This window comes from Niveibacterium sp. 24ML (assembly GCF_026586805.1).
In the GTDB taxonomy this organism is placed as follows: Bacteria; Pseudomonadota; Gammaproteobacteria; order Burkholderiales; family Rhodocyclaceae; genus Niveibacterium.
In genome coordinates this window covers 111,958-133,569 of the sequence record NZ_JAPFHA010000011.1, presented here as the reverse complement: position 1 = coordinate 133,569, position 21,612 = coordinate 111,958, and the positions used below count along the sequence as shown (strand labels likewise).

22 protein-coding genes are annotated in these 21,612 nt (G+C 63.7%); 9 read left to right on the top strand and 13 right to left on the bottom strand.

The window, feature by feature from the left end:
• Positions 1–55 precede the first annotated feature (55 nt).
• The 5 genes from OPU71_RS11480 to OPU71_RS11460 all read left to right on the top strand — a co-directional run bounded on the left by OPU71_RS11480 (position 56) and on the right by OPU71_RS11460 (position 6,520).
• On the top strand, positions 56–688 hold the full coding sequence (locus OPU71_RS11480) for a hypothetical protein (RefSeq protein WP_267728114.1): 633 nt from the start codon (positions 56–58) through the stop codon (positions 686–688).
• A gap of 177 nt (positions 689–865) precedes the next feature.
• Complete coding sequence (locus OPU71_RS11475; RefSeq protein WP_267728113.1) at positions 866–1,735, top strand: putative selenate ABC transporter substrate-binding protein; 870 nt, start codon at positions 866–868, stop codon at positions 1,733–1,735.
• 70 nt (positions 1,736–1,805) lie between these two features.
• A complete protein-coding gene (locus OPU71_RS11470) occupies positions 1,806–2,621 on the top strand; it encodes a phosphonate ABC transporter ATP-binding protein (RefSeq protein ID WP_267728112.1) in 816 nt (271 codons plus the stop codon).
• Complete coding sequence (gene phnE, locus OPU71_RS11465) at positions 2,612–4,219, top strand: phosphonate ABC transporter, permease protein PhnE (protein WP_267728111.1); 1,608 nt, start codon at positions 2,612–2,614, stop codon at positions 4,217–4,219. Before OPU71_RS11470 ends, phnE begins: the two co-directional genes overlap by 10 nt.
• 156 nt (positions 4,220–4,375) lie before the next feature.
• The gene (locus tag OPU71_RS11460) at positions 4,376–6,520 is read left to right on the top strand and encodes a carboxy terminal-processing peptidase (protein ID WP_267728110.1); all 2,145 of its coding nucleotides are present in this window, start codon (positions 4,376–4,378) and stop codon (positions 6,518–6,520) included.
• A 95-nt stretch (positions 6,521–6,615) separates the two neighbouring features.
• Here the strand turns inward: OPU71_RS11460 and arfB are convergent, their stop codons facing one another.
• From arfB to mltG, 7 genes are all read right to left on the bottom strand, one after another.
• Positions 6,616–7,023 carry an alternative ribosome rescue aminoacyl-tRNA hydrolase ArfB gene (arfB, locus tag OPU71_RS11455; protein WP_267728109.1) on the bottom strand — a complete coding sequence of 136 codons (408 nt, stop codon included), beginning with the start codon at positions 7,021–7,023 and terminating at the stop codon, positions 6,616–6,618.
• Positions 7,024–7,156: 133 nt separating this feature from the next.
• Entirely contained in the window at positions 7,157–7,798 is a 642-nt protein-coding gene (locus OPU71_RS11450) for an ankyrin repeat domain-containing protein (RefSeq protein WP_267728108.1), read from the bottom strand.
• Positions 7,795–8,565: a TatD family hydrolase gene (locus OPU71_RS11445; RefSeq protein WP_267728107.1), complete on the bottom strand. Its 771-nt coding sequence runs from the start codon at positions 8,563–8,565 to the stop codon at positions 7,795–7,797. The genes OPU71_RS11450 and OPU71_RS11445 overlap by 4 nt, the downstream gene beginning before the upstream one ends.
• A 63-nt stretch (positions 8,566–8,628) precedes the next feature.
• Positions 8,629–8,991 carry a PilZ domain-containing protein gene (locus OPU71_RS11440; protein ID WP_267728106.1) on the bottom strand — a complete coding sequence of 121 codons (363 nt, stop codon included), beginning with the start codon at positions 8,989–8,991 and terminating at the stop codon, positions 8,629–8,631.
• Complete coding sequence (holB, locus tag OPU71_RS11435) at positions 8,988–10,031, bottom strand: DNA polymerase III subunit delta' (protein WP_267728105.1); 1,044 nt, start codon at positions 10,029–10,031, stop codon at positions 8,988–8,990. The genes OPU71_RS11440 and holB overlap by 4 nt, the downstream gene beginning before the upstream one ends.
• The gene (tmk, locus tag OPU71_RS11430; protein WP_267728104.1) at positions 10,028–10,645 is read right to left on the bottom strand and encodes a dTMP kinase; all 618 of its coding nucleotides are present in this window, start codon (positions 10,643–10,645) and stop codon (positions 10,028–10,030) included. Before tmk ends, holB begins: the two co-directional genes overlap by 4 nt.
• Positions 10,642–11,649: an endolytic transglycosylase MltG gene (mltG, locus tag OPU71_RS11425; protein ID WP_267728103.1), complete on the bottom strand. Its 1,008-nt coding sequence runs from the start codon at positions 11,647–11,649 to the stop codon at positions 10,642–10,644. The genes tmk and mltG overlap by 4 nt, the downstream gene beginning before the upstream one ends.
• 123 nt (positions 11,650–11,772) lie before the next feature.
• Here mltG and OPU71_RS11420 point away from each other — a divergent pair, with 123 nt between their 5' ends.
• From OPU71_RS11420 to OPU71_RS11410, 3 genes are read left to right on the top strand one after another with little or no spacing between them, the layout of a single operon-like run.
• Entirely contained in the window at positions 11,773–12,813 is a 1,041-nt protein-coding gene (locus tag OPU71_RS11420) for a YgfZ/GcvT domain-containing protein (protein WP_267728102.1), read from the top strand.
• Between the two features lie 18 nt (positions 12,814–12,831).
• Positions 12,832–13,128, top strand: coding sequence for a DUF4936 family protein (locus OPU71_RS11415; RefSeq protein WP_267728101.1), 297 nt, complete (start codon positions 12,832–12,834; stop codon positions 13,126–13,128).
• Positions 13,119–13,829, top strand: a complete 711-nt coding sequence (locus OPU71_RS11410; protein WP_267728100.1) for an NRDE family protein — start codon at positions 13,119–13,121, stop codon at positions 13,827–13,829. The genes OPU71_RS11415 and OPU71_RS11410 overlap by 10 nt, the downstream gene beginning before the upstream one ends.
• Before the next feature lie 18 nt (positions 13,830–13,847).
• On the opposite strand, the gene OPU71_RS11405 is transcribed toward OPU71_RS11410, so the two are convergent.
• From OPU71_RS11405 to guaB, 5 genes are all read right to left on the bottom strand, one after another.
• A complete protein-coding gene (locus tag OPU71_RS11405) occupies positions 13,848–15,179 on the bottom strand; it encodes a GNAT family N-acetyltransferase (RefSeq protein WP_267728099.1) in 1,332 nt (443 codons plus the stop codon).
• A gap of 29 nt (positions 15,180–15,208) precedes the next feature.
• Positions 15,209–15,685, bottom strand: a complete 477-nt coding sequence (gene tadA, locus OPU71_RS11400) for a tRNA adenosine(34) deaminase TadA (RefSeq protein WP_267728098.1) — start codon at positions 15,683–15,685, stop codon at positions 15,209–15,211.
• Positions 15,682–15,900: a DUF6116 family protein gene (locus OPU71_RS11395; RefSeq protein WP_267728097.1), complete on the bottom strand. Its 219-nt coding sequence runs from the start codon at positions 15,898–15,900 to the stop codon at positions 15,682–15,684. The genes tadA and OPU71_RS11395 overlap by 4 nt, the downstream gene beginning before the upstream one ends.
• 35 nt (positions 15,901–15,935) lie before the next feature.
• On the bottom strand, positions 15,936–17,519 hold the full coding sequence (gene guaA, locus OPU71_RS11390; RefSeq protein WP_267728096.1) for a glutamine-hydrolyzing GMP synthase: 1,584 nt from the start codon (positions 17,517–17,519) through the stop codon (positions 15,936–15,938).
• Positions 17,520–17,609: 90 nt separating this feature from the next.
• The gene (gene guaB, locus OPU71_RS11385; RefSeq protein WP_267728095.1) at positions 17,610–19,070 is read right to left on the bottom strand and encodes an IMP dehydrogenase; all 1,461 of its coding nucleotides are present in this window, start codon (positions 19,068–19,070) and stop codon (positions 17,610–17,612) included.
• An 81-nt stretch (positions 19,071–19,151) separates the two neighbouring features.
• Here guaB and OPU71_RS11380 point away from each other — a divergent pair, with 81 nt between their 5' ends.
• Entirely contained in the window at positions 19,152–19,595 is a 444-nt protein-coding gene (locus OPU71_RS11380; protein WP_267728094.1) for a DUF4124 domain-containing protein, read from the top strand.
• 204 nt (positions 19,596–19,799) lie between these two features.
• On the opposite strand, the gene OPU71_RS11375 is transcribed toward OPU71_RS11380, so the two are convergent.
• Positions 19,800–21,608, bottom strand: coding sequence for an acyl-CoA dehydrogenase (locus OPU71_RS11375; RefSeq protein ID WP_267728093.1), 1,809 nt, complete (start codon positions 21,606–21,608; stop codon positions 19,800–19,802).
• Positions 21,609–21,612 lie beyond the last annotated feature (4 nt).

Genomic DNA, 21,612 nt, shown 5'->3' with positions numbered 1-21,612 from the left:
TCGGCGCCGAGCCCGCAGGATACTCGTGCCTCCTGCATGAAGAAGGAGCATCACGATGAAACTCCCGAGCATCCGCACAGTCCTGCTTGCAATCACGGCGGCAACCCTGCTGGCGGGCTGCGCCTCCACCCGCATTACCAGTGCCTGGCGCGATACCGAATACGCCGGAGCGCCGTTCAAGAAGATTGTTGTCGTCGGGGTGTCGAACGAAGTGGCGGCGCGCCGCGTCTTCGAAGACGACTTCGCCAAGGCATTGAACGACGCCGGCATCGAAGCGGTGGCCGGATACCGCTTGTTGCCGGACAACCCGCAGCGCTCGGTCGAGGCGATGCGCGAAGCGGTCGCCAAATCCAAGGCAGATGCCATCCTGGTGGCGCGTGCCTTGCGCACCGAGCAAAAGACGCAGTATTCGCCCGGCACCGTGACAATGATGCCGGCCTACGGCTACCGCAGCTTCTGGGGCTTTTACGGATCGGCGGCGATGGTGACCGAGCCGCGCATCTATCAGTACGACGTGGTGACCATCGAAACCCAGCTCTGGCCCGCGGCCGACGAAGGCAAGGTGATCTGGTCGGCGCTGAGCGAATCCACCGATCCGGAGAGCGCCAAGAAGGTGGCCGCCGAACTGGCCAAGCTGGTGATCGGTGCGCTGCGCGAGCAAAAGCTGATCCCGGCGCCGGCCAAGTAGCCGCCCGGCAGTCTCCTCCAGCAAGGGCGCCGCAAGGCGCCCTTTTTGTTTGGGCGGCGCATGAACGGGGCCACCCGTATAATCCGCCCGCGGTCTGAGTACCGCACCAACGCACTACCCCACGTATAAACCCCGGCGGGCACGGCCCCGCGCCGGGGTGGTTTTTTTGGAGCCAACATGCTGAACCACTTCCGTCGCCACGCACTGCGTGGCCTGGCGGCGCTTGCCCTTGCGGCGCTCGCCACCCCTTCCTTCGCGCAGATGAAGGAACTCAAGGTTTCCGCGATTCCGGACGAATCGCCGACCGAGTTGCAACGCAAGTTCGCGCCGCTCGGCAAGTATCTTGAAAAAGAGATCGGCATGCCGGTGAGCTTCGTGCCGGTTACCGACTACGCCGGCGTGGTGGAAGCGCTAGCGGCTAAACGCATCGACATGGCCTGGCTGGGTGGCTTTACCTATGTGCAAGCCAAGCTGCGTACCGCCGGCACCGCCATTCCGCTGGTGCAGCGTGTTGAAGACGAGAAATTCACCAGCCGTTTCATCACCGCCGACCCGGCAATCAAGTCGCTGGCCGATCTGAAGGGCAAGACCTTCGCCTTCGGCTCGCCATCGTCCACCTCCGGCCACCTGATGCCGCGTTACTACCTGCTGCAAGCGGGCCTGACGCCGGAAAAAGACTTCAAGACGGTCGCCTTCTCCGGCGCGCATGACGCAACCGTGGCCTTCGTCCAATCGGGCCGCGCCGACGCTGGCGTACTCAACGCCTCGGTGTGGGACAAGCTGGTCGAAGCCGGCAAGGTCGATACCGCCAAGGTGCGCGTGTTCAACACCACCCCGCCCTACTTTGACTACAACTGGACGGTGCGCGGCGATATCGACCCGGCAGTTGCCAAGAAGATCCGTGACGCCTTCCTCAAGCTCGATCCGGCCAACCCCGAGCACAAGGAGCTGATGGCACTGCAGCGCGCTACCCGCTTCGTGCCGACCAAGCCTGAGAACTACCAGAGCATCGAGCAGGCTGCACAGGCTGCCGGCCTGCTGCGCTAAGGCCTGGCCCGCCCGCGGCGGTGCCACGGCACGGCGGCGGGCGGCTGATTGAACCTGCACGAAGCGGCTCATGGAAATCCTCGTTTCAGACTTGCGCCTGAACTACGGCGCCGAGCAGCCCGGCCTTGCCGGTGTTGATCTGCGCCTCGCACGCGGCGAGCAAGTCGCCATCATCGGCCCTTCGGGTGCCGGCAAAACCAGCCTCTTGCGCTGCCTCGCCACCGCCCTGCGCGCCAGCAGCGGCACGCTGCAGCTCGACACTCGTGACCCGTGGCGACTAGGCCGCGAAGATCTGCGCGTGCTGCGCAGCCGTATCGGCACCATTCATCAGGCGCCACCCTTGCCGCCGCGGCAGCGTGTCGTCACCGCCACGCTCGCGGGGCGACTGGGTGTGTGGCCGATCTGGAAGTCGCTGCTGTCGCTGATCGCGCCGCAGGACATCGCCGGCGCACGCGCGGCCCTGCAGCGGCTTGATCTGACCGACAAACTCTTCGAACGCTGCGACCAGGTGTCCGGCGGGCAACTGCAGCGCGTCGGCATCGCGCGGGTGCTCTACCAAGCCCCGGCGCTGATCCTGGCCGATGAGCCGGTATCGGCACTCGACCCGGCGCTCGCCGACCACACCCTCGCCGTGCTGTGCGACGACGCCCGCCAGCGCGGCGCAACGCTGATCGCCAGCCTGCATGCAGTGGACCTTGCGCGGGCACGCTTCTCACGTATCGTCGGGGTGCGCGACGGACGCATCGCGTTCGACAAATCGGCCGGTGAAGTGAGTGAAGGCGATCTAACCGCGCTCTACGCATCCGAACGCGTCACGCCCGGTTCGCCGCCCGCGCTTACGAGCGCGCTGCCGCGGGTATCGGCGACCGGCCTGCCATGCTGCTGAGCCGCGACTCGCGCGACCCGGCAGCGGCCGGGCGGCTGATCGGCTGCATGCTGGTGCTCGCGCTCGCGTGGCCGATCGGAAAGGTCGCGCAGGTCGATCCTGCCGCCCTGCTCGACCCTGCAAACCTCAAGGTGGCGGGCGGCTTCGTCGCCAGCTTCTGGCCGCTTGCGCACGACACGTTCTTCCTGGGCCTGTTACGCGATGCAGTGCTTCAAACGCTGGCAATTGCCACCGTCGGCACCCTGCTGGCGCTGCTGATCGCCATTCCACTTGCCGTGGGCAGCACCGCGGCGCTATCGGTCTCTGCGATTGGCCCGGCGCCGCGAGCGATATGGCGCCCGGCAGTGCGTCAGGCGGTGAAGGCGCTGACGCTGTTCCTGCGCGGCATCCCTGAACTGGTGTGGGCGCTGCTGTTTGTGCGGGTGTTCGGGCTCGGCCCCAGCGCGGCGGTGCTGGCGCTCGCGCTCACCTACGGCGGCATGCTCGCCAAGGTGTTTGCGGAGATTCTGGATTCGGTTGACCGCGGGCCGGCGCGGGCAATCCTCGCTGCGGGCGGCAGCCGCACAGCCGCCCTGGTGTATGGCTTGCTGCCCAATGCGGTGCCCGAGCTGGTGTCGTACTCGATTTACCGCTGGGAATGCGCGCTGCGCGCCGCAGTGGTGATGGGCCTGGTGGGCGCTGGCGGCATGGGCCAGCTGATGGATCAGTCGATGAAGGCCTTCAACGGCGGCGAAGTAGCGAGCATCCTCACCGCCTTCCTGCTGCTGGTGCTCGCCGCCGATGCGCTATCGAACCTGCTGCGGCGCTGGATGGATGCGCCGCCGGATGCGCTGCACAAACGCATCGTCAGCGGCTGGGTGCTGGCGCTGGCTGGTGCGCTGGTGTGCGTGAGCGCCTGGCGCATGATCGGGCTAGATCTCGGCGCGCTGTTCGGGGCGCACGCGGGCAGCGATATCGCGCGCTTCCTCGGTGAATTCCTGCCACCGGCCCACGATCTGCCCTTGCTCGGCAAGATCGCGAGCGGCTCGCTCGAAACCCTGGCGACTTCGCTGGTCGGCACGGTGCTGGCGGCCTGCCTGGCAGCGGTGCTCGCGTTGCCGGCGGCCGGGCGCTGTGGCGCCGTGCTCAAGGCCATCACGCGCTTTGCGCTCAACTTGCTGCGCGCGGTGCCCGAGCTGGTGTGGGCAACGATCACCGTACTGGCAGTGGGCCTCGGCCCCTTCGCTGGGGCGCTGGCACTGGCACTGCATACCTGCGGCGTGCTCGGCCGGCTCTACGCCGAAGCGCTCGAAAACGCGCCACCTGCGGGCGAAGCGGCGCTGCGCACCAGCGGCGCCCCGCGCTCGCTCGCCTTCCTCTACGGTGCGCTGCCGCAAGTGGCCCCGCAGTGGCTCGCATACACGCTGTATCGCTGGGAGATCAATATCCGCATGGCGGCGGTGATGGGCTTCGTTGGCGCCGGCGGCTTGGGTCAGGCGCTTTACTACGAGCTGTCGCTTTTCCGCCTTGGTAACGCCTGCGCGATCATCCTGGCGATGCTGCTGCTTGCGCTGCTGGTTGATCACGCCAGCGCGATGCTGCGCTGGCGCCTGGGCTGAGGACACCGCCCCAATCTGCGCGGCTTTTTGCCCCGGCGTGCGGGCTTGCTGCGCAGATCTGGCGGTTTTCCCGTAAATTGCGAGGCTCTGCCTGCCATAGTCGGGCAGTTCCAATACATCTGCCGGTGATGGGATCCTGTTGTGTTGAAGACGCCAATGAAGAAGTTCCTGATCTGGGCCCTGCTGACCGCATCCACGATGATTGCGGGGCCCGTACCCGCCGAATCGGGTGCCGACCTGGCACCGCTGGAGCACCAGCCTGCCGCCGCGCGGCTGGTTGCCGGCCTGCTGACCCGCTTTCACTACAGCACGCCGCAGATCAACGACGCCTTGTCGGCCAAGGTGATGGACAAGTACATCGAGGCGCTGGACGGGGAACGAATCCTTTTCCTGCAAGGTGACATCGACCAGTTCGCCACGCTGCGGAACAAGCTGGACGACGCAATCCTCGCCGAAGACGTGCGGATTCCGTTTGCGATCTACAACGCTTACCGCGAGCGCCTGGTCGCGCGCTTCAAGTACTCGCGTCAGGCGCTCAACCAGCCCTTTGACTTCACCGTCAAGGAAAGCATCGAGTTCGATCGCAAGGCCGCGCCCTGGCCCAAGACCCAGGCCGAGGTGCAAGAGCTTTGGCGCAAGCGCGTGAAGAACGACTGGCTGCGCCTGCGCCTGGCCGGGCAAAAGGACGAGAGCATCCGCAAGACGCTCGACAAGCGCTACGAGGGCTATCTGTCGCGGATTGAAAAGGTCAATTCGAACGACGTGTTCCAGATCTTCATGGACGTGTACGCGACCACGATCGACCCGCACACCAACTATCTGGGCCCGCGCGCCTCGGAAGAGTTCGACATTGCGATGAAGCTGTCGCTGGTGGGTATTGGGGCCGTGCTGCAGTCGCGCGACGACTACACGATGATCCGCGAACTCGTGCCCGGCGGCCCGGCTGCCTTGTCAGGCAAGCTCAAGGTCGGCGATCGTATCGTTGGCGTGGGCCAGGGTGATGGCGAAGTCACCGAAGTGATGGGCTGGCGTCTGGACGATGTGGTGACGAAGATCCGCGGCAAGCTCGACACGGTGGTGGTGCTCGACGTCCTGCCGGCCGACGCGGGCCCTGATGGCGACCGAAAACTGATCCGCCTGATCCGCAAGAAGATCAACATCGAAGAACAGGCCGCGAAGCGCTCGATCATCAAGGTCAAGGATGGGCGGCTTGAACGCAAGATCGGCGTGATCACACTGCCTTCGTTCTACGAGGATTTCGAAGCGCACCGCAAGGGCGACAAAACCTTCCGCAGTGCATCGCGTGACGTCGCGCGTCTGATCGCTGAACTGAAGAAGGAAAAGGTGGAAGGCATCGTCGTCGATCTGCGCAACAACGGCGGCGGCTCCTTGCGCCAGGCGGTGGACATCACCGGCCTGTTCATCGATCAGGGGCCGGTGGTGCAGCAGCGCGACACCCAGGGCAAAGTCGGTGTCGAGGTCGATAGCACAGCCGGATTGGCCTGGGGTGGGCCGCTGGTGGTGCTGATCAACCGCTTCTCGGCCTCGGCGTCCGAGATCTTCGCTGCGGCGATCCAGGACTACGGGCGAGGCATCGTGGTGGGCGAACCGAGCTTTGGCAAAGGCACGGTGCAAACCGTGATCAGCCTCGATCAGATGCTCAAGCCGCCCAAACCGACCTTCGGTGAAGTGAAACTGACGGTTGCCGAGTTCTACCGCATCAACGGCAGCACCACGCAGCTCAAGGGCGTGACGCCGGACATCGTCTTCCCGATCCTGTCTGATCTTGAGCGCATGGGTGAATCCAGCTACGACAACGCTCTGCCCGGTGGCCACATCAAGGCGGCTGCGTACCTGTCGGTTGGAAATCCCGCGAGCGTTCTGCCAACGCTGCTGGTGCGCCACGAGGCGCGTCTTGCCAGCCTGCCCGGCCTGAAGCAATTGACCGAAGACGCGGCAGAGCTTGTTGCCAAGCGCAAGCAGAACAGCGCTTCACTCAATGAGGCCGAGCGCCGCGCAGAGCGCGAAGCGATCGAGGCGAAGCTCAAGCGCCGCGCCGCCGTGATCCGGCCCGCCGGTGATGAGGAAGATGAGGACTCGCTCTATGCCGACGACGGACTGCTCGACAACGAGCGCCCCGCGCAGGCCACCAAGAACAAGAAGGCGAAGAAGCCGGCCAAGGCGATCGACCCCGCACTGAACGAAGCCGCGCAGATAGTCAGTGATCAGCTGGGTCTGTTGCGGGCGGATCCGAAACTCGCGGCCAAACTGTTGCCGCCAGAGGCAAAGCTCGCGCGCTGATCAAGGCCCGCTTGGAGGACAAAAAACCGCGCCGAGAGGCGCGGTTCTGTTTTGGGGGCGTTGGCACACCGGCGCCAAGACTGCCCGCGGCTGTGCTACTCGTCGTGGCTGCGCCGATTTGCCTTGACCTGGGCGCGGCGGGTTTTGCTTTCAAGGCGGCGCAGCACGCTGCCGCGCGTGGGTTTGCTTGCGCGCCGCGTGCGCAGCACGACGCTCACCGAATCGATCAGGGCCTGCAGGCGTTCGAGCGCATCGGCGCGGTTCTGCTCAAGGCTACGGTATGTCTGTGCCTTGATGATGACTACGCCTTCACGGGTGATGCGCTGATCGGACAGCGCCAGCAGGCGATCCTTGATCAGCTCAGGCAGGGATGAGCTGCGGATGTCAAAGCGCAAGTGAAGCGCGCTGGAGACCTTGTTGACGTTCTGCCCACCCGCGCCCTGCGCGCGGATCGCAGAAAACTCCACCTCGTCTGGCGCAAGCGGATAGCGCGACGTGCTCATGCCGCAAGAAGTCCGCGCTCAGGTGGCCGCATGGTCAGTCGCATGCTCTGTCGCGCGGTGAGCCGAATATGTAGCCAGCCAGGGCGATCCGCCGCGCATGCCGGCCCACCGCCCCCCATGCGCGCGTGGGTTTTCACTCGCGCGCACCCGCTTTGCGCAATCGATCGGCGATCCGGTGCTGCTCGTTTGCAAGCGCCCAGCCCAGCGGCGTCAGGCCCCGGTCGCTGCGCACCGTCAGGCTAGCGCCTGCGCCAAGCAGTGTCTCGACCACGTCGAGGTGTCCGCCGCGTATAGCCAGCATCAGGGCCGTGGCGCCGTTGTCTGCCGGCGCATCCACCCTTGCGCCGGCTTGCAGCAGCCGCTCGACCAGCTTCTCGTGCCCCATGTAGGCGGCATAGTGCAGCGGTGACCACGCATTTGGGACTTCAATTGGCGCGCCTGCGGCGAGGAAGGCATCGATCACCTCGCGGTGACCGTTCATCGCCGCCAGCGAGATTGCGGTTTCCCCATGCAGGCTACGTTGCGCGGGATTGGCCCCGCGCGCGAGCAAGAGCGCGACCACCTCCGCATGGCCTTCGCGGGCGGCGTAGATCAGCAAGCTACTGCCACGCTCGTCGAGCAGGTCGATCGCGCCGCCTTCGTCCAGGTAGTCGCGGATCACCGTGGGCCGGCCGGTTTCGGCAGCCGTGCGCGCCTGGATGAAGCTGGTTGCCGCATCTGCGGCCATGCTGGCAAGGCCGGCAAGTAGCAGAACCAGGCAGCACGCCGCTCTCACGGCCGGGCGTCCTTGAATAGGCGGAAGAAGTTGGCTGTGCTCGCGCTGGCGATCTCGTCCACGGAAACCCCGCGCAGCCGGGCGATTTCATGCGCGACGTGGGGCACGTAGGCCGGCTGGTTGAGCTTGCCGCGATACGGCACCGGTGCGAGATAAGGCGAGTCGGTCTCGATCAGGATGCGATCGAGCGGCATCCGGGTGGCGACGTCCTTGATCTGGGTGGCGTTCTTGAAGGTGACAATGCCCGAAAAGGAAATGTAGAAACCCAGATCAAGTGCGCCGGTCGCCACCTCCCAGGTTTCGGTGAAGCAGTGCATCACACCGCACGCCTGGTCAGCACTTTCTTCCCGCATCAGCCGCAGCGTGTCGTCCGCGGCGTCGCGGGTATGCACGATCAGCGGCTTTCTGCAGGCGCGCGCTGCGCGGATGTGCTGCCGGAAGCGTTCGCGCTGCCACTCTGGCTTGTCTTTGTGCCAGTAATAGTCGAGCCCGGTCTCGCCGATTGCGACTACCTTGGGGTGTTGTGCGAGCGCCACCAGGCGCGCGGCATCCGGGTCTTCGCCTTCACTGTGCTCCGGGTGGACGCCGACTGAGCAATAGACGTTCGGGTGGGCCTCGGCAATGGCCATCACGCCTGGCAGGCGTTCAATGCTCACGCCGGCACACAGCGCGTGGCTCACGCCGGCATTTGCCATGCCGGCGAAGAGCGCGTCGCCCAGATCAACGAGGTCAGCGAAATCGATATGGCAATGCGAATCAACGAACATGGCGACTCAAAATGAAAGCGGCGGCAGATGCCGCCGCGTGGTTTGCAGGCTAGGCGTGCGCGATCAGATGGTATGGGTCGGGCGGTTCGAGCCGATATGCGCGCCGAGAACTTGCTCGATCTTGGCGCGTACGGTTGCACCGCTTTCGTCTTGCGTGAATTGCACGCCCACGCCCTGGGTCCGGTTCCCCTGTGCGTTTGGTGGCGACATCCAGACAACCTTGCCCTTGACCGGCAATTTGGCAGGATCGTCCATCAGTTGCAGCAGCATGAAGACTTCGTCGCCCAAACCGTAGGTCTTGTTGGTGGGGATGAACAGCCCGCCATTGCTGATGAAGGGCATGTAAGCGGCAAACAGGGCGGACTTCGAGTTGATGCTGAGCGAGAGCACCGCTGGGCGGGGAATGTTCGGGGCCGGTGTACTCATGGTTTTCTCCCGCTGGCGACGCGGCGACAGTAGCGAAGCAAAGTGTCTTCAAGCAGCAAGCGCGCGTTGAGCGGGTGGGCCGCAACACGGCGCAGGTTCAGGCCATCATTGTAGCAACCGAGTGCCTCTTCGGTGCCAAGCCCGCGGGTAAGTTCCCGCAGCGCAGACTCAGCGTCACGGAAGAAGCGGATCGGTGCGCCCAACGCGGCGGCACCGATGTCGGCGTACCAGCGCAGCAGCCAATCGGCAAGACAAGGCATGTCGAAGCCCGCTGCCTGCGCGTCTTTGCTGCGCAACCAGGTGTCCCAGGCGCCGGCGAGCTCCACCGGGTCGCGCTGCGGCAGGCTTGCAATGTCCTTGACGAAGCGCGCACGAAAAGCGGCAAACGCGCCGCTTGCATGGGCCTGGGCGGCGACCGGCATGCCACCGGCGAAACCCAGCCAGGTAGCCGCATCCGCAACCCCTTGCTGCGCCAGCCAGCGAGCTGCCTCACCGGCTTCGGGCGCGGGAAAGTCCCATCGCTGCGAACGGCTGCGCAAGGTGGCCAGCAGGCGGTCTGGCGCGCGGGTGATGAGCAGGAACAGCACGCCTTGCGGCGGCTCTTCAAGCAGCTTGAGCAGCCCGTTGGCCGTTACGGCGTTCATGGCTTCGGCGGGGTCGACCAGCACGATCCGGCGATCGTCGCGGTGGCCTTTCTTGGTCAAGGATTCCTGCAGTTGGCGGATCTGCTCGACCTTGATCTGGCGAGACTTGGCGTTTTCCTTCTCGCCTTCGCTGGCGTCGTCACCAAGTTCATCTGCTTCCGGCACGACACGGAACAGATCGGGGTGGGTGCCGGCGGCCCGCCAGACGCAGGCTTCGCACGTGCCGCAGGCGTGCCCGTCGGGCCCGGGTTGATCGCACAGCCGTGCTGCGGCCAGGGCTTCGGCAAACATCCGCTTGCCCCCACCAGCCGGGCCGGCGAGCAGCAAGGCATGGTGACCCCGTTCGCCCGCAGCGGCCAGACGTGTCCAGAGTACGTGGTGCCAGGGCAGGATCATTGGAAAAAGCGCGCCTTCAGAACGTTTTCGACTTCGGCGGTAATGGCTTGCGGCGTGCGCGTGGCATCCAGCACATGGAAGCGCGTGGCGCATGCGGCAGCCCGCTCAAGGTATGCGTGCCGCACCCGCGTGAAGAAGTCGGCCTGTTCGCGCTCGAAACGATCGCCCTCACTGCGCGTGGCCGCAATGCGGGCTGCCGCGATGGCCGGATCAAGGTCGAACAGGAAGGTCAGGTCGGGCTGTCTGCCTGGATGCACCCAGTTCTCAAGCACCGCAAATTTGTCGGCGCCAAGCCCCCGGCCGCCCACCTGATACGCGTACGTGGCATCGGAGAAGCGATCGCAGACCACCCACTCGCCCGCTGCGAGTGCGGGTTCGATGCGGGCGGCAAGGTGTTCGCGCCGCGCGGCGAACATCACCAGCGCCTCGGTCTCAAGATGCATTGGTTCGTGCAGCGCCAGTTCGCGCAGTTTTTCGGACAATGGCGTGCCGCCCGGCTCGCGCGTCTGCACCACGGTATGGCCGTGCGCGGCGATCAGTGCAACCGCAGCGGCAATCTGCGTGCTCTTGCCGGCGCCGTCGATGCCTTCGAAGGTGATGAAGCGTCCGTTCATCGGTTGTTGCCTTTGCGTTTCTGGTAGCGCGCCACGGCGCGATTGTGCTGGTCCAGCGTGCGGGAGAATTCACTCGATCCGTCGCCACGTGCAACAAAGTAGAAGTACGGTGTCGCGGGCGGATGCAAGGCGGCCGCAATCGCCGCCTTTCCGGGCATTGCAATCGGGGTTGGCGGCAAGCCACGCCGGGTGTAGGTGTTGTATGGCGTATCGGTTTGCAGATCGATCTTGCGCAGGTTGCCATCGAAACCCGGGCCGAGACCGTAGATCACTGTCGGGTCGGTCTGCAGGGGCATGTCGATCCGCAGGCGGTTGTAGAAGACCGAGCCAATCGTGGGTCGATCTGCCGCAAGGCCGGTTTCCTTCTCGATCAGTGAAGCCATGATCAAGGCCTCTTGCGGCGAATTGAGCGGCAGGCCCGGCGCACGGGCGGACCAGGCCCGTTCAAGATGGCGTGTCATCGCCCTTTGCGCTCGGGCCAGCAGTTGCAGGTCGGTGCCACCCTTGGCGTAGAAATAGGTGTCCGGCAGGAACAGGCCTTCGCCGTTGCTCTGCTGCACGCCAAGCCGGGCAAGAAGTTCGGCATCGGAGAGGCCGGCGCTGGTGATCCGCAGGCCGGGCAGCTTTGCGAGTTCTTCACGCAGACGCCGGAAGGTCCAGCCATCGACCACGACAAACTCGCCCTGTGTCGAATCGCCCCGCACAAGCTTACGCAGCAAGGTCAACGGCGTTTCGCCCGCGCTGACTTCGTAGCTGCCGGCCTTGACCTTCTGCGCCTGCCCGCTCCCCCGAGCCAGCAATTCGAACAGCAACGGGTTCACATCGATGCCGGCGGCCTGTACCTGGCGCGCAACCTGCCGCATTGAACTGCCTTGTTCTATTTCAAGTTCAAGCGTTGCCTCGCGCAGCGGAATCGGGCTGTTGAGCAGCCAGGCCAGCACGATTGCCGTCAGGGCAAGGAGCAGTGCGGTGGCAAGAAGCAGGCGTGAAAAGAATCGGCGCATCAGGGGAACCGCGGAGCGGATTAGGAGACGAATACGGAAAGGCGCCCGTCTGGGCGCCTCTTGATGGCTCGTATAATAGCCTCACATACGGTTTACCAGAATCCAGACAAGGCCGAACTCTCCATGCAATCACCCTGGCTGCTGCACCTTGACCAGATTGGCGCCCGTTTTGCCGAAGGCGCTTCGGGCACGGTTTCGTTCTCCGACAACGCGCGGGACGAGGTCGCGCTTGCGGCCAACGGTACCGTGATCGTACCGCTGACCCACTTGGGCACCTTGCGCGCTGCGGGTGAAGATGCCTGCGCCTTCCTGCACAACCTGATGTCCAACGACATCAAGAAGCTTGAACTGCACAGTGCGCACTGGAACAGCTTCAACAGCCCCAAGGGGCGAATGCTCGCAAGCTTTCTGGTTTGGCGCGACAGTTCGGACTACCTGCTGCAGCTCTCTGCCGATCTGCTTGCTTCGATGCACAAGAAGTTGGGCATGTATGTGCTGCGTTCCAAGGTCCGCATTACCGATACCACACCCGACCTTGCCGCAATCGGCATTGCCGGGCCGGCGGTTGCGCGGGTGCTTGACGCAGCCGGGCTGACGCTGCCGCCTGAAGCGATGAGCGTTTCACAAGGCGCGATCCAGATCGTACGGCTTGACGGTGCGCGGGTTCAGGTAATTGCGCCGCTTGCCCAGGCGGCTGATCTCTGGAAGAAATTCGCCGCTGCGGGGGCCAGCCCGGCCGGCACCGCGGCTTGGCAGTGGCTGGATGTGCGGGCCGGCCTGCCGGTGATCACCCTTGCCACGCAAGACGAATTTGTCGCGCAGATGATCAACTTCGAAGTGATCGGAGGCGTGAATTTCCAGAAGGGATGCTACCCCGGGCAGGAGATCGTGGCCCGCACACAGTATCTGGGCAAGCTCAAGAAGCGCATGTTCCTGGCGCATGTCGATGCGCTGACGGCGCCTTTCGCAGGGCAGGATCTGTTTGCGCCTGACTTTGCCGATCAATCCTGCGGCAAGGTCGTGGCGGCGACGCCCGCACCGACTTCGGGCTTTGATCTGTTGGCGGTCGTGCAAATGAGCAGCCATGACGCGAATCAGGTCACCCTGGGCGCTCCGGCCGGCCCGGCACTGCACTTTCAGCCCCTGCCCTACGCGCTTCCCTGATAGCCACTCGCCGCGGCGATGAGGACATCGGTCTTCGTTTACTACAAGGTCGCGGCGGGCAGAGGCGACGATGCGCGTGTTGCGGCTACAGCACTGCTTGACGATGTTGAACACGCGACCGGTGTCGGCGCCCGCCTGATGGCGCGCGCCGATGACGTGCAGACCTGGATGGAGGTCTACGAGCCGGTTGACGACCCCACTCGTTTGCTCGCTGAGATCGAACGCTGTCTTCCCCGCAGCGGCCTCTCGCCCTGCCTGCTTGGCCCGCGCCATTCCGAAGTGTTCACCGAGATGGCGCCACCGCGGTGTGCCTGATCCTGTTTGCCTGGAAGCAGCACGCCGACTATCCGCTCGTCGTGGCCGCCAACCGGGATGAGTTCTACGCTCGCGACAGCGCCCCTGCGCATTGGTGGCCGGACAAGCCTGGAATACTTGCCGGGCGCGACCTGCGCGCCGGTGGTACCTGGATGGGTATCACGGCCGCCGGCCGTTTTGCGGCGCTGACGAATTACCGGGACCCGGCGCGGCACCGTGATGATGCGCAGTCGCGCGGCGATATCGTTACCGCCGTGCTCGAAGCAAGCGACCCACTTGCCTATCTGCAAACGCTTCTGGCGGCGCGGCAGCGCTTCAACCCATTCAATCTGTTGCTTGCCGAAGGTGATTCGCTGTGGTGCCTGGAGAGCGTAAGTGGGCGTCTTCAGCGTCTCGAAGCGGGCGTGTATGGCTTGTCGAACGCGTTTCTGGACACCCCTTGGCCCAAAGTTGAACGCGGAAAGCGCCAACTCAGCGCGCAACTCGGCGCACTTCCCGAGACCGAAGGGCTGTTTGATCTCTTGTCCGACGACACGATCGCGCCGGACGCAGACTTGCCGCAAACGGGCGTGCCTTTGGAGTGGGAACGGTTGCTGTCGGCCGCCCTGATACGCGCGCCGGGCTATGGCACGCGAAGCCAGACGGTGGTGCTATGCCCGCCAGCGGGAACGCCTGAGCTGGTTGAACGTGTGCTGCGCTGACCCGTCGTTGACGCCCGGCTAGAAGGCCAGCCGCATCGGTACATGCAGAATGCCGGCCTCGACAAACTCGGGGCCGCATGTCTCAAAGCCCATTCCGGCGTAGAAGCCCGCCGCAGAAGTCTGGGCATTGAGTTCCACCGCCAGATGCCCGCGGCTCCTTGCCATTGCGATGATCCAGCGCATCAAGCGTCGCCCTACCCCCTTGCCGCGCCACGCAGGGAGCACGGCAACACGCCCGATGTGCCCGTCCGGCAGCAGCCGCGCCGTACCCACCGGACGGCCCTGGGTATCGACGGCGAGCGCATGCAGGCAAGCCGCGTCCATCGCATCCCACTCGATTTCCTCTGGGACATTCTGTTCTACGACAAAGACCGGATAGCGCACGGCACGCAGCATCGCCTGTTCGCGGCCCCAATCGGCGGCGCGCACGGTGTAGGGCGAAATCTCGAAATGCGGTGCTGGCGCAGTGGCACGAATATCAAGTCGCCAGCCTTCCGCAGTGCTTACCAGGCTGGCATGGCCGCCGACCGGGAGCGTCAGCTTGTCTGGCACGTGCCCGAATGGAAGGCCCGTCAGGATCGGCGTTGTGATGCGCGAGCGCAGGTGCGCGAGCATCGCGTCGAAGTCGTAGCCGTTGTCGGGCTGACCGAGCCGATAGCCCGAGAAGTCGCCGAGCAGAATCGCCTTCTGGCGCGCCAGAACGCCGGCGTGCAGAAGTTGGTAGAGCAAGCGTTCTACCCGGAAAGGCGCTTCGCAGACGTCTTCAAGAAAGAGAATGCCGCCCTCGACTTGCGGCCACCATGGCGTGCCAAGCAGGTGATTGACCATGCTCAGATTGCCGCCCCAGAGCACGCCATCCAGGCTGCCCTGCCAGGCTTGGGGCGTGCTCACGACGATCGCGTCACGACCGCTCGCGAGCAAGTCCGTGAAATGCGCGAGCGTGAAATCACTCGGTGTCTCGGCGCCGAGGTCTGCCGCGACCATCGGTCCCTGAAGACTGTTCTGCCCGCCTGCGGCCAGCATGGCCAGGCTGAAGGCCGTGAAATCGCTGTGCCCAAGCCACAGCTTGCCCGAGCCGGCGAGCGCACCGAAATCCAGGGCATCAAGGAGTTGCGTGATGCCGTAGCCCCCGCGGGCAGCCACGGCAACATCGACATCCGGGTCTGCAGCGACGCGCTCGAAGGCTGCGATGCGGGTTGCCACGTCGCCGGCAAATCGGTAGTGAGTGTCGAGCAGACTGCGATCGCGTTTGACGTCGTGACCGAGCCCGATCAGAAGGGCTTCGGCGCGATCAAGGACATGCGGATCGGCGAGATAGCCCGAGGGAGCAAAGAAGCAGAAGGTTGCCATGGGGCGCTAGTGTAAACGCCCGCACCGGCTCAGGCGACCAGCGTGCGGCCGCGACGGGCCGCGAAAAAGCTTGAAAGCATGCTGGCGCATTCATCCGCCAGCAGTCCGCCCTCGGCTGAGGCATGGTGATTGATCTGCCCGATCGCGTAGAGATCGGTCACGCTCCCCGCGACCCCGGTCTTCAGATCCGCCGCGCCGAACACCACCCGCCCGATACGCGCATGGAAGATCGCGCCGCTACACATCGCGCAGGGCTCAAGGGTGACGTAGAGGGTGCAGGCGGGCAAGCGGTAGTTGGCGACGTTCAGACCCGCGTCGCGCAGCGCCATGACCTCGGCGTGGGCCGTCGGATCATGGCGCAGGATGGGCTGGTTGAATCCCCGACCAATGATGGCGCCGTCCCGCACCACGACCGCTCCGACCGGCACTTCACCCAGTGAACCGGCCTGACGGGCGAGATCGAGCGCTTCACGCATGAAGCGCTCGTCATCGAGCGAAAAGCTCATTTCGTTTCGGGCGGGCGCCCGCTCTTCCAGGCTGCCAGCACCATCGTCGTGAGCCCCAGCAAGATCTCGTCGGCGAACGGCACCAGATCCGGAATGAGCAAATCAATCACGAACACGACCAGCGTGATCAGGAACAGATGCGGAAAGCGCAGCCGCTGCGCGAACCGCAGCACCGCACCGGGAAGCATTCCAGCAATCAGCCGCGAAACAGCCATCTTGAATCAGCCTCCGTTGGAGCAGGCGCGTGGCCTCACTCCCACTCAATGGTTGCGGGCGGCTTGCCCGAGACATCGTAGACGACCCGGTTGATGCCCCGCACTTCGTTGATGATGCGATTGGAGACGCGCCCGAGCAACTCGTAGGGCAGATGGGCCCAGTGCGCGGTCATGAAGTCATGTGTCTGCACTGCGCGCAAAGCAACCACATAGTCGTAGGTGCGGCCGTCGCCCATCACGCCAACGCTCTTCACCGGCAGGAACACGGCAAATGCCTGGCTGGTCAGTTCGTACCAGGTCTTGCCAGAGTTCTCGTCGACCGTCTTGTGCAGTTCTTCAATAAAGATCGCGTCGGCGCGGCGCAGCAGATCGGCGTAGTCCTTCTTCACTTCGCCAAGGATTCGAACCCCCAAACCGGGGCCCGGGAAGGGGTGGCGATAAACCATGTTGTGCGGCAAACCCAGCGCGATCCCGAGCGCCCGCACTTCGTCCTTGAACAACTCGCGCAGCGGTTCAAGCAACTTGAGGTGAAGCGTGTCCGGCAGGCCGCCGACATTGTGGTGGCTTTTGATCGTCGTCGCCTTCTTGGACTTTGCGCCGCCCGATTCGACCACGTCCGGATAGATCGTTCCTTGCGCAAGCCACTTGGCATTCGAGAGCTTGCCCGACTCGACCTGGAACACTTCGACGAATTCCTTGCCGATGATCTTGCGCTTAGCCTCAGGGTCGGTCACGCCAGCAAGCTTGCCCATGAACTGCGCAGACGCATCGACGTGAATAACCTTCACCCCCATGTTTTGCGCAAACATCTCCATGACCATTTCGGCTTCGTTCAAACGCAGCAAGCCGTGATCAACAAACACGCAAGTGAGTTGCTTGCCGATTGCGCGATGCAGGAGCGCCGCAGCGACAGAGGAATCCACGCCACCCGACAGGCCGAGGATCACCTCTTCGTCGCCCACCTGCTCGCGAATGCGCGCCACCGCTTCCGCAATGTAGTCGCTCATGATCCAGTCGGCTTTTGCACCGCAGATATCGCGCACGAAACGGTTGATGATCTCAGCACCCTGCAGGGTGTGCGTGACTTCCGGATGGAACTGCACCGCATAGAAACGACGATCTTCGTCGGCCATTGCAGCCACGGGGCAGGACGCGGTAGACGCCATCAGCTTGAAGCCCGGCGGCAGTTCGGTGACCTTGTCGCCGTGGCTCATCCAGACTTTGAGCATGCCGTGACCTTCCACGGTACGAAAGTCTTCGATGCCGTTCAGCAGTTTGGTGTGGCCATGCGCGCGCACTTCGGCGTAGCCGAACTCCCGCACGGTTCCGGGTTCGACCTTGCCGCCCAGTTGCTGCGCCATCGTCTGCATGCCGTAGCAGATGCCCAGCACAGGCACGCCCAGATCGAAGACGGCGGCCGGCGCTTTGTCGTTGGCTTCTTCATAGGCCGACATGTGACTGCCGGACAGAATGACGCCCTTGGCGCCGAATCCACGAACAAAATCGTCGGACACATCGCAGGGGTGGATCTCGCAGTACACGTTGGCTTCGCGCACACGGCGCGCGATCAGCTGGGTCACCTGTGAGCCGAAATCGAGAATCAGAATCTTGTCGTGCATGGCGGGCTTCGGAGTTGGGTACTGCACTTGAATGCGCAAGGGGCAAGGCTCGCGCCTTACCCCTCGTGCGTGCTTTCAATCGACCGGACTTCAGTCGATATGGTAGTTCGGTGCTTCCTTGGTGATCTGCACATCATGAACATGCGATTCGCGCATGCCGGCAGAGGTGATCTCGACAAACTCGGCGCGGACATGCATGTCGGCAATCGATGCGCAGCCAACATAACCCATCGACGAACGCAAGCCACCCATCAGCTGGTGGATCACGGCTGTGACCGGGCCTTTGTACGGAACGCGTCCTTCGATGCCTTCAGGCACCAGCTTGTCTGCGTTGCCTTCGTTATCCTGGAAGTAACGGTCGCTCGAACCTTGCTGCATTGCGCCCAGTGAGCCCATGCCGCGATAGCTCTTGTATGAACGCCCCTGGTAGAGCACCGTCTCGCCCGGCGCTTCTTCAGTGCCGGCAAACAGGCCGCCAAGCATGACGCAGGAAGCACCCGCGGCAACCGCCTTCGAGATATCGCCGGAGAAGCGAATGCCGCCATCGGCGATCAACGGAACGCCAGTTCCGGCCAATGCCGTCGCCACGCTATCCACCGCCGTAATCTGCGGTACACCAACGCCGGCAACGATCCGCGTCGTACAGATCGACCCGGGACCAATGCCCACCTTGACACCGTCGGCACCGTTGTCGACCAGTGCGCGTGCGGCTTCGCCAGTTGCGATGTTGCCGCCGATCACCTGCACTTGCGGGAAGTTCTTCTTGACCCAGTTCACCCGCTCCAGCACGCCTTGCGAATGGCCGTGTGCGGTATCCACGATCAAGACGTCAACGCCCGCCTCGACGAGGCATTCGGCGCGCTCTTCCGTGCCGGCGCCAACGCCAATCGCCGCGCCGACACGCAGGCGGCCCAGTTCATCCTTGGACGCAAGCGGATGCTCGGTGGACTTGAGGATGTCCTTGACGGTCATCAGCCCCACCATCTCACCGGCTTCATTCAGGACCAGCACGCGCTCCAGGCGGTGCTTGTGCATCAGCGCCTTGGCTTCGTCGACGCTTGCGCCTTCACGAACATAAACAAGACGCTCGCGCGGCGTCATGATCGCGGACACCGGTTGGTCGTACTGCATTTCGAAGCGCAGATCGCGGTTGGTCACGATGCCGACAACACGTTTGCCCTCAACGACCGGGAGGCCGGAGATCCGGTGCTGTCGTGTTACGGCAATCACTTCGCGCACGCTCATGCTTGGCGGCACGGTGATCGGATCCTTCAGTACACCAGACTCGAAACGCTTTACCTTGGCCACTTCAATGGCCTGGTCACGGGGCGTCAGGTTCTTATGAACAATCCCGATGCCGCCTTCTTGCGCAAGGGCAATGGCCAGACGAGCTTCGGTTACCGTGTCCATGGCTGCGGACACCAGAGGAATGTTCAATCGGATGTTGCGCGTCAGCTGGGTAGCAAGACTGACATCACGAGGCAGAACCGTGGAATGAGCGGGGACGAGAAGGACGTCGTCGAACGTCAGCGCTTTCCTGACGAGTCGCATGGCTGTCATCCTTTCGGGCAAATACGTATTATACCGGGATGCCGCTTTTGCCGGCAAATCAACGGTTTCCGGAGCGCTCGCATGAAGCATCTGACACTTGTAGTACTGGCCACCCTGCTCGCTCAGGGTTCCGCGATTTCGGCTGAGGTTTACACATGGAAAGACAAGAACGGTCGCGTTCATTACTCTGACCAGCCAAACGCCGACCCGAATGCAAAGAGCATTACCACTACCGAGTCAAGCGGCGGCGTCGGTCTGACCAGCAAGCAGACTGCCGAATCTGCCCGCGCGCTGAACGAGCAGCAAGCCAAGCGTGGCGACGCCGAGAAGACGGCGAGTGAGGAGGCCGCGCGCAAGGCGGCACGCGATGCTGCGTGCAACAGCCTGAAGGACCGGATTGCCTTGTTCGAGCAAGGCGGCCGCATCGTGACCAACAAGGGCGGTGAGCGCGAATACCTTTCCGATGAGCAGATTGCGTCCGAACTGAGCAAGATGAAGGGGCAGCAAAGCAAGGACTGCAAGTGAGTCCGCGAGCCGGCTGCGCGGAGGCTTGACACGAGCCTGAACGGACTACGAACACCCGAACGCTGACACCCTTGCAGGGGCTCATACTGCCCTTCCTTGAGCGGGTGCCGCCAGAGCAGCCCATATCGAGTCTTATCGGCAACAGACAGCATCCAGAAGAAAAAAGCGCCGGCATTGCCGGCGCTTTTGCTTGGGTATGCCGCCTTACAGCAAGTGCTCGTCGATCGCCATAGCCCCCACCGCGCCAGCGCACACCGTGTGTGAAAGCCCCGCCGCCTGTGACAGCACGTGGTCTGCGTAGAAGCGTGAGGTCAAAATCTTGGATCGGTAGAAGTCCGCATCCCCACTGCCCTCTGCAAGCTTGCGTTGCGCGGCAAGGCTTGCGCGAGCCATCTGCCAGCCGCCACACACGATACCCATGAGATTGAGCATCGGAACGGCGCCCACGTGGACCGCCTTGATATCCGTAGCAAAATTCGCCAGCACGTAGGACACCGCGCGCTCAACCGCCATGCCGCCTTCAGCCAGCGCCTTGCGCACCACTGCAACATGCTCGCCCAGCGTACCGGCCTCCGCTTCGGCAAGCTGGCTGTCCAGGGCCTTCATTGTGGCAATCAGCGCCTTGACGGTTACGCCACCTTCGCGCGCCATCTTGCGACCTATCAGGTCATTGGCCTGAATGCCGGTCGTCCCCTCGTAGATCGCCGAGATTCGGGCATCGCGAAGGTACTGCGCGGCCCCCGTCTCTTCGATGAAGCCCATGCCACCGTGCACCTGAATGCCCGTCGAGGCCATCTGGATCCCGGTTTCGGTGCACCAACCCTTGACGATCGGGATCATCAGATCGGTAAAGGCTTGGGCCTTCGCGCGCTCCTGCTCGTCGGCGTGGTGATGCGCGGTATCAATCGCAGCCGCTGTGACGTAGGCCAACGCACGCATTGCCTCGACATGCGCTTTCATCGACATCAACATGCGGCGCACATCCGGATGCTTGATGATTGCGACCTTGCCGCCGCCCTTCACGCCCAGCTCGGTGCCCTGCGTGCGTTCGCGCGCGTACTGCAATGCCTTCTGGTAGGCGCGTTCGCTGATTGCGAGGCCCTCCATGCCAACCGAAAAGCGGGCCTCATTCATCATGATGAACATGTACTCAAGGCCACGGTTTGCTTCACCGACGAGGTAACCGACCGCGCCGCCCTTGTCACCGAAGGACATGACGCAGGTCGGGCTGCCGTGGATGCCGAGCTTGTGTTCGATCGACACGCAATGCACATCGTTGCGGGCACCCAGTGTACCGTCGTCGTTGACCATGAATTTGGGCACAACGAACAGGGAGATACCCTTCACCCCTTCTGGCGCATCCGGCAAGCGCGCCAGGACGAGATGAACGATGTTCTCCGTCATGTCGTGTTCGCCGTAGGTAATGAAAATCTTCTGGCCTGAAATCAGATAGCTGCCGTCTGCCTGCGGAATGGCTTTGCTGCGAACCGCTGCGAGGTCTGAACCGGCTTGTGGCTCGGTCAGATTCATCGTCCCCGTCCAGATGCCGGCCACCATGTTGTTGAGATACCTGGCCTTGAGTTCGTCAGAGCCGCGCAAGACCAGTGCCTCGATTGCGCCCTGCGTGAGCATCGGCCCGAGCGAAAAGGCGAGGTTGGCGGATTTGAACATCTCCGAAACCGGAATCGACACGAGCTTTGGCAGGCCTTGCCCACCGAATTCGGTCGGGCAGCCGATCGCCGTCCAGCCAGACTCCGCGAACTGTTGGTAGGCTTCCTTCCAGCCGGGCGCAGTCGTGACCGCGCCCTGATCCCACTTGGCACCATGGCGGTCACCCACCCAGTTCAACGGGGCCAGCACGCCACTGGCGAACTTGCCGCCCTCTTCCATGATTGCGTCAACGAGATCCGGCGATGCTTCTTCGCAGCCGGGCATGTTGGCATGCTCGCCCAGCCCCGCGAGTTCGTTCAGAACGAATTGCATGTCGCGAATCGGTGCAACGTACTGGCTCATTTTC

What these genes read in the sequence shown, in the direction of transcription:
- OPU71_RS11475 (WP_267728113.1), top strand. Translation starts at nt 866, where the DNA reads ATGCTGAACCACTTCCGTCGCCACGCACTGCGTGGCCTGGCGGCGCTT.
- OPU71_RS11415 (WP_267728101.1), top strand. Translation starts at nt 12,832, where the DNA reads ATGAGGACATCGGTCTTCGTTTACTACAAGGTCGCGGCGGGCAGAGGC.
- tadA (WP_267728098.1), bottom strand. Translation starts at nt 15,685, where the DNA reads ATGAGCTTTTCGCTCGATGACGAGCGCTTCATGCGTGAAGCGCTCGAT.
- arfB (WP_267728109.1), bottom strand. Translation starts at nt 7,023, where the DNA reads ATGAGCACGTCGCGCTATCCGCTTGCGCCAGACGAGGTGGAGTTTTCT.
- OPU71_RS11460 (WP_267728110.1), top strand. Translation starts at nt 4,376, where the DNA reads ATGAAGAAGTTCCTGATCTGGGCCCTGCTGACCGCATCCACGATGATT.
- mltG (WP_267728103.1), bottom strand. Translation starts at nt 11,649, where the DNA reads ATGCGCCGATTCTTTTCACGCCTGCTTCTTGCCACCGCACTGCTCCTT.
- OPU71_RS11395 (WP_267728097.1), bottom strand. Translation starts at nt 15,900, where the DNA reads ATGGCTGTTTCGCGGCTGATTGCTGGAATGCTTCCCGGTGCGGTGCTG.
- guaB (WP_267728095.1), bottom strand. Translation starts at nt 19,070, where the DNA reads ATGCGACTCGTCAGGAAAGCGCTGACGTTCGACGACGTCCTTCTCGTC.
- OPU71_RS11405 (WP_267728099.1), bottom strand. Translation starts at nt 15,179, where the DNA reads ATGGCAACCTTCTGCTTCTTTGCTCCCTCGGGCTATCTCGCCGATCCG.
- OPU71_RS11445 (WP_267728107.1), bottom strand. Translation starts at nt 8,565, where the DNA reads ATGTTCGTTGATTCGCATTGCCATATCGATTTCGCTGACCTCGTTGAT.
- OPU71_RS11470 (WP_267728112.1), top strand. Translation starts at nt 1,806, where the DNA reads ATGGAAATCCTCGTTTCAGACTTGCGCCTGAACTACGGCGCCGAGCAG.
- phnE (WP_267728111.1), top strand. Translation starts at nt 2,612, where the DNA reads ATGCTGCTGAGCCGCGACTCGCGCGACCCGGCAGCGGCCGGGCGGCTG.
- OPU71_RS11480 (WP_267728114.1), top strand. Translation starts at nt 56, where the DNA reads ATGAAACTCCCGAGCATCCGCACAGTCCTGCTTGCAATCACGGCGGCA.
- OPU71_RS11380 (WP_267728094.1), top strand. Translation starts at nt 19,152, where the DNA reads ATGAAGCATCTGACACTTGTAGTACTGGCCACCCTGCTCGCTCAGGGT.
- guaA (WP_267728096.1), bottom strand. Translation starts at nt 17,519, where the DNA reads ATGCACGACAAGATTCTGATTCTCGATTTCGGCTCACAGGTGACCCAG.
- OPU71_RS11420 (WP_267728102.1), top strand. Translation starts at nt 11,773, where the DNA reads ATGCAATCACCCTGGCTGCTGCACCTTGACCAGATTGGCGCCCGTTTT.
- OPU71_RS11375 (WP_267728093.1), bottom strand. Translation starts at nt 21,608, where the DNA reads ATGAGCCAGTACGTTGCACCGATTCGCGACATGCAATTCGTTCTGAAC.
- OPU71_RS11440 (WP_267728106.1), bottom strand. Translation starts at nt 8,991, where the DNA reads ATGAGTACACCGGCCCCGAACATTCCCCGCCCAGCGGTGCTCTCGCTC.
- tmk (WP_267728104.1), bottom strand. Translation starts at nt 10,645, where the DNA reads ATGAACGGACGCTTCATCACCTTCGAAGGCATCGACGGCGCCGGCAAG.
- holB (WP_267728105.1), bottom strand. Translation starts at nt 10,031, where the DNA reads ATGATCCTGCCCTGGCACCACGTACTCTGGACACGTCTGGCCGCTGCG.